At 48.0% G+C, this 16,193-nt stretch carries 17 protein-coding genes; 5 read left to right on the top strand and 12 right to left on the bottom strand.

The features are described from left to right. The first annotated feature begins 301 nt into the window (after positions 1-301). On the top strand, positions 302-2,191 hold the full coding sequence (gene acs, locus ACTIE6_RS00900) for an acetate--CoA ligase (protein WP_439554837.1): 1,890 nt from the start codon (positions 302-304) through the stop codon (positions 2,189-2,191). 1,088 nt (positions 2,192-3,279) lie between these two features. On the opposite strand, the gene ACTIE6_RS00895 is transcribed toward acs, so the two are convergent. From ACTIE6_RS00895 to ACTIE6_RS00865, 7 genes are all read right to left on the bottom strand, one after another. After that, the gene (locus tag ACTIE6_RS00895) at positions 3,280-3,432 is read right to left on the bottom strand and encodes a FeoB-associated Cys-rich membrane protein (RefSeq protein WP_439554836.1); all 153 of its coding nucleotides are present in this window, start codon (positions 3,430-3,432) and stop codon (positions 3,280-3,282) included. A 17-nt stretch (positions 3,433-3,449) separates the two neighbouring features. Beyond that, a complete protein-coding gene (locus ACTIE6_RS00890) occupies positions 3,450-3,986 on the bottom strand; it encodes a YfiT family bacillithiol transferase (protein WP_439554835.1) in 537 nt (178 codons plus the stop codon). Between the two features lie 129 nt (positions 3,987-4,115). Beyond that, positions 4,116-4,910, bottom strand: coding sequence for an inositol monophosphatase family protein (locus ACTIE6_RS00885; RefSeq protein WP_439554834.1), 795 nt, complete (start codon positions 4,908-4,910; stop codon positions 4,116-4,118). After that, entirely contained in the window at positions 4,876-6,111 is a 1,236-nt protein-coding gene (locus ACTIE6_RS00880) for a lipoprotein N-acyltransferase Lnb domain-containing protein (protein ID WP_439554833.1), read from the bottom strand. Before ACTIE6_RS00880 ends, ACTIE6_RS00885 begins: the two co-directional genes overlap by 35 nt. Beyond that, a complete protein-coding gene (gene rsmI, locus ACTIE6_RS00875; RefSeq protein ID WP_439554832.1) occupies positions 6,101-6,802 on the bottom strand; it encodes a 16S rRNA (cytidine(1402)-2'-O)-methyltransferase in 702 nt (233 codons plus the stop codon). The genes ACTIE6_RS00880 and rsmI overlap by 11 nt, the downstream gene beginning before the upstream one ends. A gap of 46 nt (positions 6,803-6,848) precedes the next feature. Next, positions 6,849-7,091 carry a 4a-hydroxytetrahydrobiopterin dehydratase gene (locus ACTIE6_RS00870; protein WP_439554831.1) on the bottom strand — a complete coding sequence of 81 codons (243 nt, stop codon included), beginning with the start codon at positions 7,089-7,091 and terminating at the stop codon, positions 6,849-6,851. A gap of 23 nt (positions 7,092-7,114) precedes the next feature. Then, positions 7,115-7,543: a hypothetical protein gene (locus ACTIE6_RS00865; RefSeq protein WP_439554830.1), complete on the bottom strand. Its 429-nt coding sequence runs from the start codon at positions 7,541-7,543 to the stop codon at positions 7,115-7,117. Positions 7,544-7,658: 115 nt separating this feature from the next. On the opposite strand from ACTIE6_RS00865, the gene ACTIE6_RS00860 reads away from it, so the two are divergent. Genes ACTIE6_RS00860 through ACTIE6_RS00850 form a run of 3 tightly spaced genes read left to right on the top strand, consistent with a single transcriptional unit; the run spans position 7,659 to position 9,563 of the window. Then, positions 7,659-8,087: an OsmC family protein gene (locus ACTIE6_RS00860; protein WP_056281383.1), complete on the top strand. Its 429-nt coding sequence runs from the start codon at positions 7,659-7,661 to the stop codon at positions 8,085-8,087. Between the two features lie 34 nt (positions 8,088-8,121). Beyond that, the gene (locus tag ACTIE6_RS00855; protein WP_439554829.1) at positions 8,122-8,943 is read left to right on the top strand and encodes a thymidylate synthase; all 822 of its coding nucleotides are present in this window, start codon (positions 8,122-8,124) and stop codon (positions 8,941-8,943) included. A gap of 11 nt (positions 8,944-8,954) precedes the next feature. Then, a complete protein-coding gene (locus ACTIE6_RS00850; RefSeq protein ID WP_031525725.1) occupies positions 8,955-9,563 on the top strand; it encodes a trimeric intracellular cation channel family protein in 609 nt (202 codons plus the stop codon). A gap of 5 nt (positions 9,564-9,568) precedes the next feature. Here the strand turns inward: ACTIE6_RS00850 and ACTIE6_RS00845 are convergent, their stop codons facing one another. Continuing rightward, positions 9,569-10,471 (bottom strand): DUF2911 domain-containing protein, encoded by a 903-nt coding sequence (locus tag ACTIE6_RS00845; RefSeq protein WP_439554828.1) that lies wholly within the window; start codon positions 10,469-10,471, stop codon positions 9,569-9,571. Positions 10,472-10,544: 73 nt separating this feature from the next. Here ACTIE6_RS00845 and ACTIE6_RS00840 point away from each other — a divergent pair, with 73 nt between their 5' ends. Then, complete coding sequence (locus ACTIE6_RS00840; protein WP_439554827.1) at positions 10,545-11,084, top strand: NUDIX hydrolase; 540 nt, start codon at positions 10,545-10,547, stop codon at positions 11,082-11,084. On the opposite strand, the gene ACTIE6_RS00835 is transcribed toward ACTIE6_RS00840, so the two are convergent. The 4 genes from ACTIE6_RS00835 to ACTIE6_RS00820 all read right to left on the bottom strand — a co-directional run. Next, positions 11,071-12,735 carry a S8 family peptidase gene (locus ACTIE6_RS00835; RefSeq protein ID WP_439554826.1) on the bottom strand — a complete coding sequence of 555 codons (1,665 nt, stop codon included), beginning with the start codon at positions 12,733-12,735 and terminating at the stop codon, positions 11,071-11,073. The genes ACTIE6_RS00840 and ACTIE6_RS00835 overlap by 14 nt on opposite strands. Continuing rightward, positions 12,732-13,409 (bottom strand): hypothetical protein, encoded by a 678-nt coding sequence (locus ACTIE6_RS00830; protein ID WP_439554825.1) that lies wholly within the window; start codon positions 13,407-13,409, stop codon positions 12,732-12,734. Before ACTIE6_RS00830 ends, ACTIE6_RS00835 begins: the two co-directional genes overlap by 4 nt. Positions 13,410-13,421: 12 nt before the next feature. Continuing rightward, entirely contained in the window at positions 13,422-15,014 is a 1,593-nt protein-coding gene (locus tag ACTIE6_RS00825) for an FMN-binding glutamate synthase family protein (RefSeq protein ID WP_439554824.1), read from the bottom strand. A 15-nt stretch (positions 15,015-15,029) separates the two neighbouring features. Continuing rightward, positions 15,030-16,193: 3-phosphoshikimate 1-carboxyvinyltransferase (locus ACTIE6_RS00820; RefSeq protein WP_439554823.1), on the bottom strand; the 1,164-nt coding region annotated here is incomplete at its 5' end.

Below are 16,193 nucleotides of genomic sequence, written 5' to 3'. Positions count from 1 at the left end.
GCCAGGATCTGCCCTGCCATTTTCTTGATATCCAACCCATTTCCCGGTCCGGATTTCAGGATCAGTCCATTGATATCCCGGTGCAGGTTTTGTTGTATAAAATCAATCTCAGCCTGGCTCAAACCGGCTTCCTGATCATCGGATCGGGTAATTGCCTCATTCATAACACTCTTGTACAAGCAGGTTTCCAGCCGTGAAAGTACACTTTTTTGGCTTTGCCTTTTCACATTGTACAATGGCGAATAAAGTGATAACTTGTCGCCTCAATATCCTAATTTCCCTAAGTTAACCTTTAAAAATCATGAGAATTAAGACCTTTGAAGAGTATCAGGTTGCCTACAAACATAGTGTAGACGATCCCGAAGGTTTCTGGGCAGAGATAGCCCAACAATTTCAATGGCGTAAACCCTGGAAAAAAGTACTGAGCTGGGACTTCAAAGAGGCGAATGTGAAGTGGTTCGAAGGGGGAGCAATGAACATTACCGAGAATGCGCTTGACAGGCATTTGGAAACAAAAGGCGACCAGCCCGCGCTGATCTGGGAGCCTAACGATCCCGAAGACAAAGCTGTATCGATCTCCTACCGTGTGCTTTATGACCGCGTTTGCCGCTTTGCCAATGTTCTAAAAAAGCACGGTGTCAAGAAGGGCGACAGGGTTTGTATCTACCTGCCGATGGTTCCCGAGCTTACGGTGGCGGTATTGGCTTGCGCCAGGATAGGCGCAGTGCATTCAGTGGTTTTTGGCGGATTTTCAGCAAAATCCATTGCGGACCGGATCAACGATGCGCAATGCAACATGGTGATCACCTCCGACGGCGCATTCCGCGGCTCAAAGGTGATACCGATGAAAGATACTGTGGACGAGGCGCTGGTGCAATGCAGCTCGGTGAAACATGTAATTGTAATGACGCGTACCCGCACGCCGGTTTCCATGCTGAAAGGCAGGGATATGTGGTGGGAAGAAGAAGTGAAACACGTAGATTCAATCTGTCCGGCTGAGCCCATGGACGCGGAGGATATGCTTTTTATCCTTTATACCTCAGGTTCAACAGGAAAACCCAAAGGGGTTGTGCATACCTGCGGGGGGTACATGATTTATACAACCTACACTTTTGCAAATGTATTCCAGTACGAACCGGGTGAAGTTCACTTCTGTACGGCCGATATCGGCTGGATCACCGGACACAGCTACATTGTATACGGACCGCTTTGCTACGGAGCCACTTCGGTTATTTTTGAAGGCGTGCCAACTTACCCCGATGCGAGCAGGCTCTGGAAAATCGTTGAAAAGCATAAAGTAAATATTCTCTATACTGCCCCGACTGCTATCCGCTCACTGATGAGCTTTGGTCTGGACTATGTAAAAGGGCACGATTTCTCTTCCCTGACAAAATTGGGCTCCGTGGGAGAGCCGATCAATGAAGAGGCGTGGCACTGGTTTAAGACCAATATTGGCGCAGATCATTGTCCGCTGGTAGATACCTGGTGGCAAACAGAAACAGGCGGTATCATGATTTCGCCGTTAGCTGGCATCACGCCTGAAAAGCCAACTTATGCAACCTTACCACTTCCTGGAATTCAACCCGTGTTGGTGGACGAGAATGGTCAGGAGATTGAAGGGAATGATGTAAGTGGAAACCTTTGCGTCAAATTCCCATGGCCGGGCATTATCCGCACGACTTACGGCGACCACGAGCGTGCAAGGCAAACATATTTCTCTACTTACCCGGGTATGTATTTTACCGGAGATGGTTGTTTGCGTGACGAAAACGGATATTACCGCATCACAGGCCGGGTAGATGATGTACTGAATGTATCAGGTCACCGTATCGGTACTGCGGAAGTGGAGAATGCGATCAATATGCATTTGGGTGTAGTTGAATCGGCAGTTGTCGGTTACGCGCATGATATCAAAGGGCAGGGGATTTATGCTTACGTGATTGCGGAAAATGAAGTGGACGATCCTGATATGTTCAGAAAGGACATTGCAGCCACCGTATCTCGCATCATCGGACCAATTGCCAAGCCGGACAAAGTTCAGTTTGTAAGCGGTCTCCCCAAAACCCGCTCAGGTAAAATCATGCGCCGCATTTTAAGAAAGATCTCGGAAGGCGACGTAAATAACCTGGGAGATACCTCCACGCTGCTTGATCCAGGCGTTGTAGAGGACATCAAAAAGGGTGCATTGTAGTTTTTGCGTTATTTTCATGAAGTTGATAAACAAGAGCCCCGAATCGGGGCTCTTGTCGTTTATTGGGTGTTGCGCAGTATTACCCAGGTGATAACAGATCAATAAGACGGAAACAAAGTTAACCCGCAGCCCCAGCGGGGCTCCCTGTTTATAGAAAAGTAATGCCGGTTATGTTAAAGGCTCCCGCGGAGCCTCCTGCTTTTCTCGCATTGGAATTGACAAGGAGGCTCCTCGGGAGCCCATTTTCCTATTAGGATGTTGCATTTCTATAAACAGGAGGCTCCTCGGGAGCCCATTTTCCTTTTGAGATGTTGCATTTCTATAAACAGGGGGCTCCTCTGGAGCCTTATTACGTTGACAGCTGTTCGCTTCTATAAAAGAGTTGTGTTGTTTTAGGTGCAGCATTATCCAGGTAATTGCTGAGTACTAGAGTGAAAATGCCGCCAGTCCGCAGCCCCAGCGGGGCTCCCTGTTTATAGAAAAGTAATGTCAGTTATGTTAAAGGCTCCTGCGGAGCCTCCTATTTTTCTCGCATTGGAATTGGCTTGGAGGCTCCGCAGGAGCCATTTCCCAATGGGATTTCGCGTCTCTATAAACAGGAGGCTCCTCGGGAGCCCATTTTCCTTTTGAGATGTTGCGATTCTATAAACAGGGGGCTCCTCTGGAGCCAATTTCCATTCGAAACTGTTCCCCTTTATAAAATAGTAGTGTTTTAGGTACAGCATTAAACAGGTAAATGCTGATTATTAGAGTGAAAATGCCGCCAGTCCGCAGCCCCAGTGGGGCTCCCTGTTTATAGAAAGGTAATGCCGGTTATGTTAAAGGCTCCTGCGGAGCCTCCTGTTTTTCTCGCATCGGATCTTTTCAGGAGGCTCCTCGGGAGCCCATTTCCCTATTGGGATGTTGCATTTCTATAAACAGGAGGCTCCTCTGGAGCCTTATTCCGTTGGGAATTGTCTTTTGTCTAAACCAGGGCGCTCCTCCGGAGGAGCCAAGTTGCATTCTGGAATATTACAACTGGCAGATTCTAAACTAAAAAAGGCCCTTACCGGGCCTTCTAAACAACTTTAAATCTCTGAATTTCACTTTTACTTAAATGCATTCGCTTTATCCTCTGCACAGCCGCAACCCTTTGCGCAGCCTCCGGCATTTCGTTTATCAAACGATTTCCAGATCCGCCAACCGATGTAGCTGGCGGCGACGAGGAACAATAAGAGTATGATAGCTTCTTGCGTCTGCATATACCTCAAACACTTACCTATTTCCAATTGTTCCGTAAAGCCAGCTGGAATGCATGCTGGTAGTGGTGCTCACTGTGCCACGCATAATTCGCAATCACCTCGTCCATACGGAAGGTGCGGTTGGTTGCAGGATGAATGTAAGTGCGTGCAAGATCATTCTGGTCCATAGAGTTTAATAACAAAACCCAGCGCAAATGCACGTAGCGAAGCAGTTGAATGGACAAATCTATCTGCGCCATTTTAGCATCAGGTAACTCAGCCCAGAGTTGTTCTTCATAAGGCTTTATCACCGGATTATCCTCCGTCATCGCCAGTCTGCAACGTGTATATGCATTGATGTGGCTATCTGCCACGTGATGCACGAGCTGTCGCACTGTCCAGCCGCCAGGCCGGTAAGGTGTATTAAGCCTGTCATCTTCCCAGCTTCCCAGCAGGTTAATGAATTTCGAAGGCAATGCACTGATGATTTGAATGTTGGATTTTACCTCAGCCAGAGAGTAATTCTCCTGGGCAATGAATTTACCTATCGGGTAACGGAGCTGTTCTTGATCCATGCGTGGTTTTTTACTTCGGCTGTCGGCTTTCGGCTGTCAGCTTTTATTAGTGTTTTTTAGTTTACTATAATTATCCTGATTAAAGAATGCAATCAGCCGGCGGCTGACTGCCGATTGCCGACAGCCTTACTAAAAATTCTCCCGAATCACCTCTACCAACTCTTGATGCGCTTGACCAGCTGTGGCTATGATGTCTCCGCCGAAAAGGTAATTGTCGCCGCCTTTGAAATCTGTGACTTTGCCGCCTGCTTCTTTGATCATCAGTACGCCGGCTGCCATATCCCAGGAATTGAGGTTGTATTCGTAGAAACCATCGAAACGACCGGCGGCTACGTAGGCAAGGTCGACAGCGGCTGCGCCCATTCTCCGGATTCCGTGCGTTTTTTGCATTAGCAGTTCCAGGATGTGCATATATCTTTTCTGCTTTTCAAATTTGTAGTACGGAAATCCGGTGGCGATCAGACTATCCTGTAACGAAGGAACGGTCGATACTTTCATCGGCTTGTCATTGCACCAGGCACCGCCGCTTTGCCAGGCATAAAACATTTCATTCAGACTTGGCTCGTGTATCACTCCCAAAAGCAGCTCTTTGCCGCGCGCCAGACCTACGCTTACACAGTAAACAGGGATTCCGTGGATGAAATTGGTAGTTCCGTCGAGCGGATCGATGATCCAGTTTAGTGCAGTGGGATCGGGTTCAATGCCGGTTGTGCCTTCCTCTGTGATGTAGCTGGCCTCTGGCAAAAGGTTGCTTAATCCTGCTACCAGTAACTTTTCGGCTTCCTTGTCCACGTAAGATACAAGGTTATTCAGGTCTTTGTATTCGATTTTATCTCTTGAAAACTGTGCCGCTTCCTGTTGAATAAAGGAAGAAGCCTGTCTTACAATCTCAATGGTTTTTCGTGTCAGTAATTCCAGATCCATATTCCTTTTCCCCTGTGGGGATTTTTGAAAGTGAGTTGTTAATGTAGTACACCCGTACAATCAGCATGAGCAGGATCGGGACTACTACAAAATTGTGCTTGGTAGCATTACCTGTTGCGCAAAGTAAGAGAAATCCATAAAAAATCAAGAAAAACTGAAACCATGCTGGCTTCTTCTTCTCTGACAAAAAGAAAATAACGGGCAGCCAGAATGGGAATGCCCACAAAATATCGTAGTTCCAGGAAGTCACCCCGTGGTTGGTACCAAACCATAACAGCAGCAGAATCCACCCCGCCAGTCCCACCACTGCGAACAGCACTTTGTCCAGTGTAAAGTTGATCTTCTCCTTTTTAATCTGCCAGTAAGTGAATGCAAGTACCAGAATGCCGAGTGTCCAGAAAACGACTGTTGGGGTCAATGGACCTGGACCCGGCTCCGGTTCAGCTGTGAAAAGGACCTGCGTTGTCGCTACCAGCGGCACGGTGCCTGTGGCGGTCTTTACCTTGGCATCAGCAAATGCCTTTGCCATATTATCGGGCAGAAAGGTTGCCTGATCGGCAGTTGCAATTTCATCAGAAGGGTTACCAATCGCGAGGTCCATTCCAAAATCTGCCCAGGGTTTTTGTTTGTAGGCGTATTTATCTATCCACTGCCTGAAACTCAGTTTTTCTTTGGTATAACCGTTGTAGATCAGGCTATCGCCACAAGCTGCTTTCAATGCACCGGACATGCGCGTCGAACAGTTGTCGTAAAAGAACTTGTACTGATACTGTCGGTTTTCCGGCAAATAATTGGTTTCCAGAAACTGAAAGAGCCGCTGTTTCTGAGGTAGTGTCAGATTAAGGATTTGCTCTGAAATCGAGCGATTTTCGTATTTCCAATGCTCAGCCTGCAAACCAAAAGGCGAAACGGATAGTGAATAGGGTAGGGTGCCTCTCAAAAATTTGACATAAAAATTGCCTTCCTCAAAGCGAAACGTACCGTAGTTGTAAGCACGGTCAATGCCGGTTACCGGATCGTAAATCCATAGTACGCTGTGCCCGAAACCAGAGTAGAGTTCCTGTCCGGGACCTACTGTCACCAGGCTTGCTTTGGATTGCGGGCTCAATGCAGGAAGCTGCGCGAATACATTTGTCTGAAACAAAATAACAGCCAGGACAAGCGCAATTTGGCGGAAAGTACCGCAGATTTTAATCCTCATATTTATCAGATTTCTTTTTTTCTTCGGGCTTACCAGCCAAAACGATCACAATCTCGCCTTTGATGGTCTTGGGTGAAAAATAATCAATTACTTCCTGCAAAGTACCTTTTACATTCTCTTCATAAATCTTGGTCAGCTCCCGCGACACACATACCTGCCGCTCTGCGCCAAAAAACTCGGCAAACTGTTGCAAAGCCTTAACCAGCCGGTGCGGTGATTCATAAAAGATCATCGTACGTTCTTCCTCAGCCAGATTTTGCAGGCGCGTTTGTCTTCCTTTTTTGTGTGGCAAAAAGCCTTCGAAAGTGAATCGGTCGCAAGGAAGACCGGAGTTGACGAGTGCAGGCACGAAGGCGGTTGGTCCTGGGAGACATTCAACCTCCACACCCTGGCGAATGCATTCACGCACCAGTAAAAATCCGGGATCGGAGATAGCGGGCGTGCCTGCGTCCGAAACGAGCGCCATGGTTTCGCCTTTGAGAATGCGCTCCACCACGCGCGTCACCGTTTGATGCTCGTTGTGAATGTGGTAGCTGTGCAGCGGTTTGGAAATCCCGAGGTGCTTCAACAGGGAGCCCGATGTGCGGGTATCTTCCGCAAGTACGGCATCGACGCTTTTCAGCACATTTATTGCCCGAAGCGTAATATCTTCAAGGTTTCCGATCGGAGTTGGAACAATGTAAAGTTTCATCTAAATGCAGCGCGCCTCTCTTTTCAGGATGGGGTAGCCAGTGGGTTTATTTTCCTTTTTCAAAGATTTCATCAATAGCAGCAGCCAGCTTTCTGTCCTTATCTGTGACAACATCGCCTTCGCTATGGGTATTCAGTTCAAAGTCTACCTTATTATAAGTATTGGTCCAAAAAGGGTGATGGTCCATTTCATTCACCACTTCTGATACCTCGGTCATAAAGCTGAAAGCTTCTTTAAAATCCTTGAACTTGAAGCTCTTTCTCAGTTTGTTATCTTCTTCCTTCCACATAAGCCGGTTTTGTTTTGTTGATGCTAGATTTTGGTAACGCGGTACTCCACAAATTGATCAGGCCCATTTCCGCGAACGCAGCTGATCGTTTCAATCAGGTACAATTGCTTTCCCTTGAAGTTCCCCGTGCCTTTCATGGAAATCCGGCCGCAACCGTCTTCGCCTGTTCCTCTGTCGTAAGTAAAATCCGTTCCATTCATTTCCAGCTGTTTGGTGTGGTTAAATGGCGTAACTTCTTCCAGGTCCAGCTTTCGTTCCGCTACCCAGCTTGCTTTCATGGTAACCGCCAGGGAGTCTTTTCTTGACTTATTGAAAAACTTGTACCCCTGGTAAGTTCCTGCAAGCTCCGTGTCGCCCGGCTGTTCCCGGGCAGGTTCTGCTTTCTCCTCGCTTTTTTTGCAGGAAAGTATTAAAAACACTGAAATAAGTAGTGCCAGGCAGGTTTTTAACATTTGGAGACAGGGTTAGCATTTTATCAAAACGAATATACGAGGATTATCGTTGTTTTAATGATCAGGGAAATGCCCTATCGCATTTGTAAGTATATTTGCAGCTATTCGAAACATTATGAAAATAGAACTAGTCCGCGTTGATGATGCCTTTCATTTTGAAGGCTCCGGATCATCAGAAGTTAAAGTACATACCGACGGCTCTCCTGAAATCGGAGGTAGTAACCTAGGTGTGAGACCAATGGAATTGTTATTAATGGGGCTTGCGAGCTGCAGTGCGATCGACGTGGTGCTGATCCTCAAAAAGCAACGTCAGGAAATTACCGATTTCCGTATCGTTGCCGACGGCGACCGCGAGCAGGAGGAAAATACCGAGCGCAAACCTTTCCGTAAAATACATCTGACCTTCAAGTTTGCCGGTAACCAGCTGGACGAGAAGAAGATCAACAAGGCGATAGGGTTGTCAATGGAAAAATATTGCTCAGCGACTGCCCAGCTGGAAGCACTTGCTACCATCACTTACGACGTTGAAATCGCGACGGTCTGAAAAACCATTTTGTAGCTATTAATTCAATTTTCAAATGCAACAATACCAGGACTTGCTACGCCACATTCTGGCAAACGGAGTTCGGAAAACCGACCGCACAGGAACAGGAACGATCAGTGTTTTTGGATACCAGATGCGTTTCAATCTCAAAGAAGGATTTCCGCTCGTTACTACCAAAAAGGTACATACCAAGTCCATTATCTATGAGCTGCTGTGGTTTTTGAAGGGAGATACCAACATTAAGTACCTCAAAGATCACGGTGTGTCCATCTGGGATGAATGGGCGGATGAGAATGGCGACCTGGGTCCGGTTTACGGAAAACAATGGCGGAGCTGGGAAGGCGCAAACGGGAAATCTGTTGATCAGTTGATGGAAGTTTTGAAACAACTGAAAAATACACCTGACTCTCGCCGGATAATGGTGTCTGCCTGGAACCCCGCGGAATTGTCCCAGATGAAATTGCAGCCCTGTCATGCATTATTCCAGTTTTACGTCGCGCCGCCTGATGAAGAGGCTGGCGAAACCAGGGGAAAGTTATCCTGCCAGCTTTACCAGCGCAGTGCGGATGTATTTTTGGGGGTACCATTCAATATTGCCAGCTATGCGCTTTTGACCATGATGATCGCGCAGGAATGCGATCTTGACCTGGGTGATTTTGTGTGGACTGGCGGTGATACCCACATTTATCTCAACCATCTCGAACAGGTTGAATTGCAGCTCAGCCGAGAACCTCGCCCACTGCCAACCATGGTGATCAATCCTGACGTGAAAAGCGTGCTTGAATTTGAGTTTGAGGATTTTGAGTTGCGCGACTATAATCCTTGGCCTGGAATTAAGGCGCCTGTGGCCGTTTAGCACATTCTGAAATGAGCATTCAGTACATTTTAGAAATCATCGGAACGTTCGCGTTTGCCATTTCAGGTGCATTGGCAGTGAAGGATTTGAAACATCCCGACTGGTTTGCTGCTACATTCACTGCCTTTATTTCTTCGATCGGAGGAGGAACGTTGCGCGATATTTTGCTGGGAAGTTACCCGCTGGTCTGGATCAGCGATATCACGATCATTTATGCAATTCTGGCAGGCGTGCTCGTCGCATTCATTTTCTTTGATTTCCTGCTCCGGCTTCGTAAAACGTTGTTTCTCTTTGATACTTTCGGAATTGCATTGTTCACCATCGTGGGTACGGAAAAGGCCCTGCATTTAGGTGTAAGGCCAGAAATCGCCGTGATTATGGGCGTTTTTACGGCTACAATGGGCGGAGTGATCCGCGATATGATGACGAACGAAATCCCGATTGTTTACCGGAAGGAAGTATATGCAACTGCATGCCTGGCCGGGGCATGCAGTTATCTTATCTTTGACAGCCTGGGTATGGAACGCAATACCGCATTCATTTCAGCGTCGCTGGTTATCATTCTGATCCGGATACTGGCTGTGCGCTATGAGTGGAGCATACCGCGTTTTTTCAGGTAACCCTACTACTTTTTCTTCTTGCCTTTGATAGGCGCCGCAGCAGCTTTCGGGGTTACTTTCGGTTGTACTTCTGCAATTGTTTTCTCGATTTGTCCTTTGAAAAAGCTTGTAAAAGCCTGATCCGATGCATTCCCCAGCGTCAGTGCTTTTTGCGCAACGGGCAGCGCTTCGTTGTATTTACCCAGCTTGCTCAGGATAGAAGCTTTGAGCCACATATTGTAATAAGATTCTTTCAAACCGATAGCCTTGTCGGCCCACGAAAGTGCGATCGGGAGATCTTTTCCTTTTGATAGCAGATATCCCGCAGCGCTCTCCAATGCAGCAGTATCTTCCGGCTTCTCGGCGATGATCTTATTCAGTGAATTCATCGTCAGCGACTCGGTACGAACTGCGACCGGCACCGGAATTTTAACAGACGACCACGACAGGATCAGGTACCCGGTACTGTCAGAAACTGGCTCAATGTCGATCTTGAAAGCTTCTGTGAATGCACCCGATGTAGGTACCACGCGAAAACGCGCTGCATCTTCTGATTCTGTATAATCCTGTGTTCCCTTCTCATGGTTTTTATTCAAAATCACAGTCCAGGCTGTACCGGAAGGTATGGAGAGCAATGCATATTTTCCGGCAGGTACTTTTCTGTCGCCGAAAGTGAATTCAGTACTTACTTCGATGGTAGTCGGGGAATTGGCTCCGGTTCGCCAGAGTTGGTTGTAGGGGGCCAGGGCGGAGCTGTCTGCAAAAACCTTGCGATTGCGTAGCATCGGCCGCGAATATTTCACTGTAAAATCAGTCACACCGATCGTTTGCATTACCTGTGCACCCTGACTCGGTGCAGGTGTACGCTGGGCAATTGCGTAGGTGGAAAGCAGTATGGTAAGTGAAACAATGAGTAGTTGCTTCTTCATAGCGTAGGGCAGTTTTTGGGCGGGATATGTTAAACTTGTGGTGAAAATAGAATTAAAAAATCAGATAGCCTAGATGAAACGCGACAGTTTACTTGCATTGCTCAGATCGTACCAGCCATTGAATGAGGAGGAAAATAAAATGTATTTTGATACCATTGAGTTTGTCGAAAACAATGAAGATTGCTTCGAAAGGACATTGTTGGCGGGGCATGTCACGGCCTCGGGCTGGGTACTGTCGGCAGACAGGAATGCGATTTTGCTGATGCACCATTTCAAGCTGGGTCAATGGTTCCAGCCCGGCGGGCATTGCGATGGCGATCCTGACGTGGAAGCAGTTTCCCGTAAGGAAGTATGGGAAGAGACTGGAATCGGCGATTTGGTATTAGCCAAAAACGGTATCTACGACGTAGATGTACATTTAATCCCGGCGAATAAAGGCCTGCCCGCCCATTTACATTATGATATCCGGTTCGCGTTTGTCGCACCTCAACGTGCGCAGATTGTTGTCAACAGCGAGTCGCGCGACGTAAAATGGATACCTGTAACGGAGGTAGCTGCATTCAACAGCTCCGAGTCGATTATGCGGATGGTGCGGAAAACTAGTTCTTTATAAACTTCACAACCTGTTTTTGATCATCGGCTTCCACGCTCAGTACGTACAAGCCGGTAGGAAGCTGATCGGCGCGGACAATGTGCGTTGTAGTAAGTCGCTCCCGATTGTCATATCTCGCAGTTCCATTCATATTAAATATCCGGACTCTCGCGATTTTGCCTGCCAGTGTGGCGGGGATTGTCAGCGTGAGATCAGTTACGACGGGATTTGGCATGAGCAAAATATTGCTTATCGACGAACTTTCTAAACCCAGCGGACCAAATTCTGCTGCAATGATTTCTTCCGCTTTTGCCGCATCAGGTACTCCGAAACCAAGCATATTGTTCGGGTTTGCTGCATTGTGTCCCGATTTCTTCAATGCATAGATCAACTGCTGCGCCGTAATATTCGGATGCGCCTGCCAGAGAATGGTAGCAAGTCCGGCAATGAGCGGAGATGAAAAAGAAGTACCGTTTGAAGATGAAGGATTGCCTGCCACATTCCCCACGATTGCGCCAACACCAACTGCCGCTACATCCGGCTTTTGTACGCCGGCTGCATTCGGCCCGATGGAACTGAGCGACGCGTAACTGCGATCGTACATTGTTGCACCGACAGTAAGTACCGAATCCACGTCTGCCGGAGCGGTAATGTATCTCCATGCATTATTTCCTTCATTGCCCGCTGAGGCTACCACGAGCATGCCCGTGCGCGTTGCAATACGTGCGGCGCGGCTGATGATGGTCGTTTTGCCATCCATATCTTCGTAGGTGTAGTTGTAATCATCATTATCAAAAGCACCCTCAAATGAATAATATCCGAGCGAAGTATTGATTACATCCACCCCCAAACTGTCGGCTCGTTCGGCCGCCAGCAGCCAGGTAATTTCCTCGTAAGGTGACTCGCCCTGATTGTGCTCAGTCTGGTAAAGTGCGTAGGAAGCTTTGAATGCGCCGCCTACCATTGTGCCCGGCTGGTAAGCAGCCATGGTGGAAAGTACGTGCAGTCCGTGTGAGCCGTCGTTGAAAACGTTTCCGTCACGGGCGACAAAATCGTGGCTGTCCACAATCCGCTTTTCTGAGCGCAGCTGTTCCAGAAAGGGAACCAGGTTTCCATTGCTGAATCCATTGTCCATTACAGCTACCAGCATACCTTCTCCGTGAAAGCCTTTTGCGTGAATTCCCGGAACGCCCATGAGTGCGAGCTGCGCATTCATATTGCCGTAATTGATATCCTCAGCGGTTTCAAACTTTTCACGCGTGCCCGCAGTGCGTTCAATGCCCGGAGATTGCGACCCGATGTTAGCGACCGGCAGGTTCAGCTCAATTCCTTTGTAAAAAGCGAGTTTTTTAATGGCGTCAAGCTGTGTGGCAGATGCTTCTACCAGCGCTCCGTTAAACCAGCGGGAAGGATAAATAACCTTCGCGCCAGTCGCTTTCACAGCCGCAAGGTAGGTCGGATTGACAGGCAGATCAGCGGTGGTCACAGGTATGCTTTGCCTGTTCCGGCGCGCAATCGCCCGTTCCGAAAGATACTTGCCGGGTTCTGCAATGGAAAAGGGAGAACCTGCTTTGTCCTTAAAAAGTACGAGGTACCTCGGCGCACTTTGTGCAAATGCAAGGTTTGAGATTAACAGAAAATAGAGTAGTGTGATGGATAGAGTTCTGATCATTGTTTTCCCGTTTTGCTGATTGTAAAAACTTCTTTCAAACCTGATTCGATAATTCCTTTACCTATGCATGCTGTTTCGTAACAGTAGCGAAGATAAAGCCGTTCGCTGTATACCAGACCAACGTTTGCGGCATAAATTTCAATATACTTTTTTCGCGACAAAAGTGTGGAATCATCCTGATATACAATGCAAACCGTATTCGGATAAAACTGCGTGCCTGCCTCAAAAGGCTGATTAACCCTGGTAGCTTTGGCAACACTTTCTTTTACATTGTTATAAGCATTGAAATTCCATTGCGAATGCTCAGTCAGGGGAAAATGCATTTTTAAAATGGTATTTCCATTCTCCTGCTCAAAAGCTTTGTTGGCAGTGAGCCAGGCGGCGTGTACAGAATCAGTCTGCCACTGGTTGTTGGCGGCTTTGCTGGCGTAGGTAATGGGGTATACCGGCTGGTTGTCGGGCTGCTGAAACGTGCTCCCCACTGTTCTGCGAACCTTGAATGCAGTGGTCGTTTCCTGATCCGGAAGGTACCTCGTTTTTTCAGCTGAAAATTCGGAGTAACTGCCCGAATGCAGCGGGAAGAAATCCTGTAAACCAGTATTTTCCCCAGGGGAGGGATTATTACAGGAAACAAAAAGAAGCAGGAAATAGAGTGTGGTAGTGTGTTTTTGCATGGTGTGTATCGGCTAGGCGACTTTTTCATCCGGGATTTTTCGCCCACCCAGGTGCGGACATTCCAGTAAGGCTTTGAAGCCGGGATAGGGGACTATCGTTTTAAGATATCCATAATTGTCAGCAAGCGTGATAGTTCTGTTGTGATCTCCCATTGAAATATCAACATCATTCATTCCAAACTGGCAGGGATGCTCATAGCCGGCCGCATGCGTGATTTCGATGATTTCCTTGGCGAGCGTTTTCATATAGTTGTTAAAACGCGCGCTTTTAAGTGTCGGATCGATGCCGGATTCGAGCCACTTATTGTTGGTGGTAATGCCGGTCGGGCAGCGGTTTGTGTGACAAATCTGCGCCTGGATGCAGCCGATCGACAACATTGCTTCCCTGGCCACATTGATCACATCTGCGCCCATTGAAAATGCCATCACAGCCTGCGCAGGCAAGCCCAGCTTACCGGAGGCAATAAACGTCAGCTTGTCGGTAAGGTTTCTTTGCTGAAAAATTTTGTAAACGGTCGTGAAAGCATACACCAGCGGAAGGGCCACGTGGTCTGCGAATGAAGGCGGTGCAGCACCGGTACCTCCTTCTCCTCCGTCAATGGCGATAAAGTCAGGGCCTTTTCCGGTTTCTACCATCAGATCAGCCAGCTCCTCCCACATTTCCACCTTCCCCACAGCCGACTTGATACCTACTGGCAGTCCGGTCTTCTCCGCCATTTGCTCAATAAAGTCGATCATTCCCCTCACATCCTCAAACGCGCTGTGGTAAGGTGGCGAGACCACATCTACGCCCATTGGTACGCCCCTTATTTCTGAAATCTCAGCGGAAATTTTGCTGGCCGGCAGTACGCCGCCTTTTCCCGGCTTGGCACCTTGTGACAATTTAAGCTCAATCATCCTGACACACGGGTTATCCTGCGTCATTTTGACCAGCTTTTCCATTACAAAATTGCCTTCATGGTCGCGGACACCGAAGTAGGAGGTACCCATATTGAATACCACATCTGCGCCAAACTTATGGTAAGGAGAAAGCCCGCCTTCGCCTGTATTATGGAAATTGCCAAATGTGTAAGAACCTTTATTAAGCGCTTCCACTGCCCGGGAGGAGAGCGAGCCAAAGCTCATCGCGCTTACATTGATCACCGAACGTGGCCGATAAGGTCTTTTTCTCCCGTGATATGCACCGATTACCTTTGCCGAGGGAATGGTGTAATGGTGCGGATCGTTGCCGTTTTTGACGTGGTGGTTGTGCGTAGAATCGAGTCTTTTTGGCAGCAAAGCAGGTTTTACGAGAACGTAGCCCGGCTCGTGCATATCCTGGTCTGTTCCGAAACCCTGGTAGTTGTTTTCTTTTTTGGAAGAAGCATAAATCCACGACCGCTGGCGCCGGTTGAAAGGTAGTTCTTCGCGGTTATTGGCCACGATGTACTGCCGAAGTTCCGGACCGATGGTTTCGAGCATATACCGGAAGTGCCCGACAAGCGGAAAGTTGTGCTGGATGGTATGTTTTCGCTGGATAATGTCCCTTAAAGCGATCACAACAGGTACCAGCAAAATGTAAACCCAAACAGGTACCTGCGCGAAAAAGGCGAGCAATTGATCCATAAACAGCGTTTTAGCTTAAATTTCAGTCTCCACCCAGTCAGTTACTTTGCTGAGGTCTTTCCAGTATCCCGGATATGATTTTACCACCACACCCGGCTCTTCAATGCGGATCGGGGATACCATTCCTGCGGGAGCAAATGCCATCGCCATTCTGTGGTCGTCGTACGTGTGAATGGAAGGGATTTCAGTTGGGGAAAAACCGGCGATGAAGGTTACTTCGTATAGATGGTCTTTTTCTACCTCCTTCAATTCCGCGCCGATCTTTTTCAATTCCTGCTGCAATGCAAATACGCGGTCGGTCTCTTTGATTTTAAGACTTTCCACGCCAGTCATCGATAAGCGGATATTTTTAACAGCGCAGCAAACGGCAACTGTTTGTGCGAGATCGGGACAATCGGTGAAGTCCCAGCCAATGGAAGCGGCGGCGGGAATTTTGGTGAGTAAAACGCCGCGTTCTGTAAAAAGGCTTTCTACACCCAGGTGGCGCATGATATCTACGATGGCGCTGTCGCCCTGCAATGAATTCTTTTTAAGCCCCAGCAATTCTACTTCTGCATGCTCAGCCAAAGCCACAATGCTGTACCAGTAGCTCGCTCCCGACCAGTCGGATTCAATCGCGTAAGGTTTGGGCTGGTACTTCAATGGCGGTATTGTAATGGTGTTGGTCTGCCAATCAGCTTTGTAGTCAATCCCGAAATAAGCCATTTGGTTCAGCGTCATTTCGATATATGGCCTTGAACCTACTTCGCCTTCGAGCTGAATGGTCAATCCGCTGGGCAGCTCCGGCGCGATCATGAGCAATGCGGAGATATACTGGCTGCTCACGTCGCCACGCATGGTCAAATGGTGGTTTCCGGAGTAATTGAATCCGTTTAGTTTCAACGGCGGATATCCTTCCTGTTTTTCATATGTAATATCAGCACCCAGCTTTCGCAATGCATCTACCAAAATCCCGATCGGTCTTTCGCACATACGCGCCGTGCCGGTCATGGTTTTAGCCTGGTTGGTTACCGCATAATAAGCAGTAAGAAAACGCATGGTGGTACCTGCATCAATCACATCTGCGACAGCATCTTTGGAAGCTAGCAAACGCATCATGGTTTGCGAGTCCCTGGCTTCGGATACATTGGATAATTCGCATTGAAAGCCTGTCAATGCATTGATGATCAGGGCGCGGTT

The sequence above is a fragment of the Dyadobacter sp. genome (assembly GCF_051859145.1).
Lineage (GTDB): Bacteria > Bacteroidota > Bacteroidia > Cytophagales > Spirosomataceae > Dyadobacter.
Note: the sequence above shows the minus strand (reverse complement) of the source record. Positions and strands in the feature narration are given on the sequence as shown.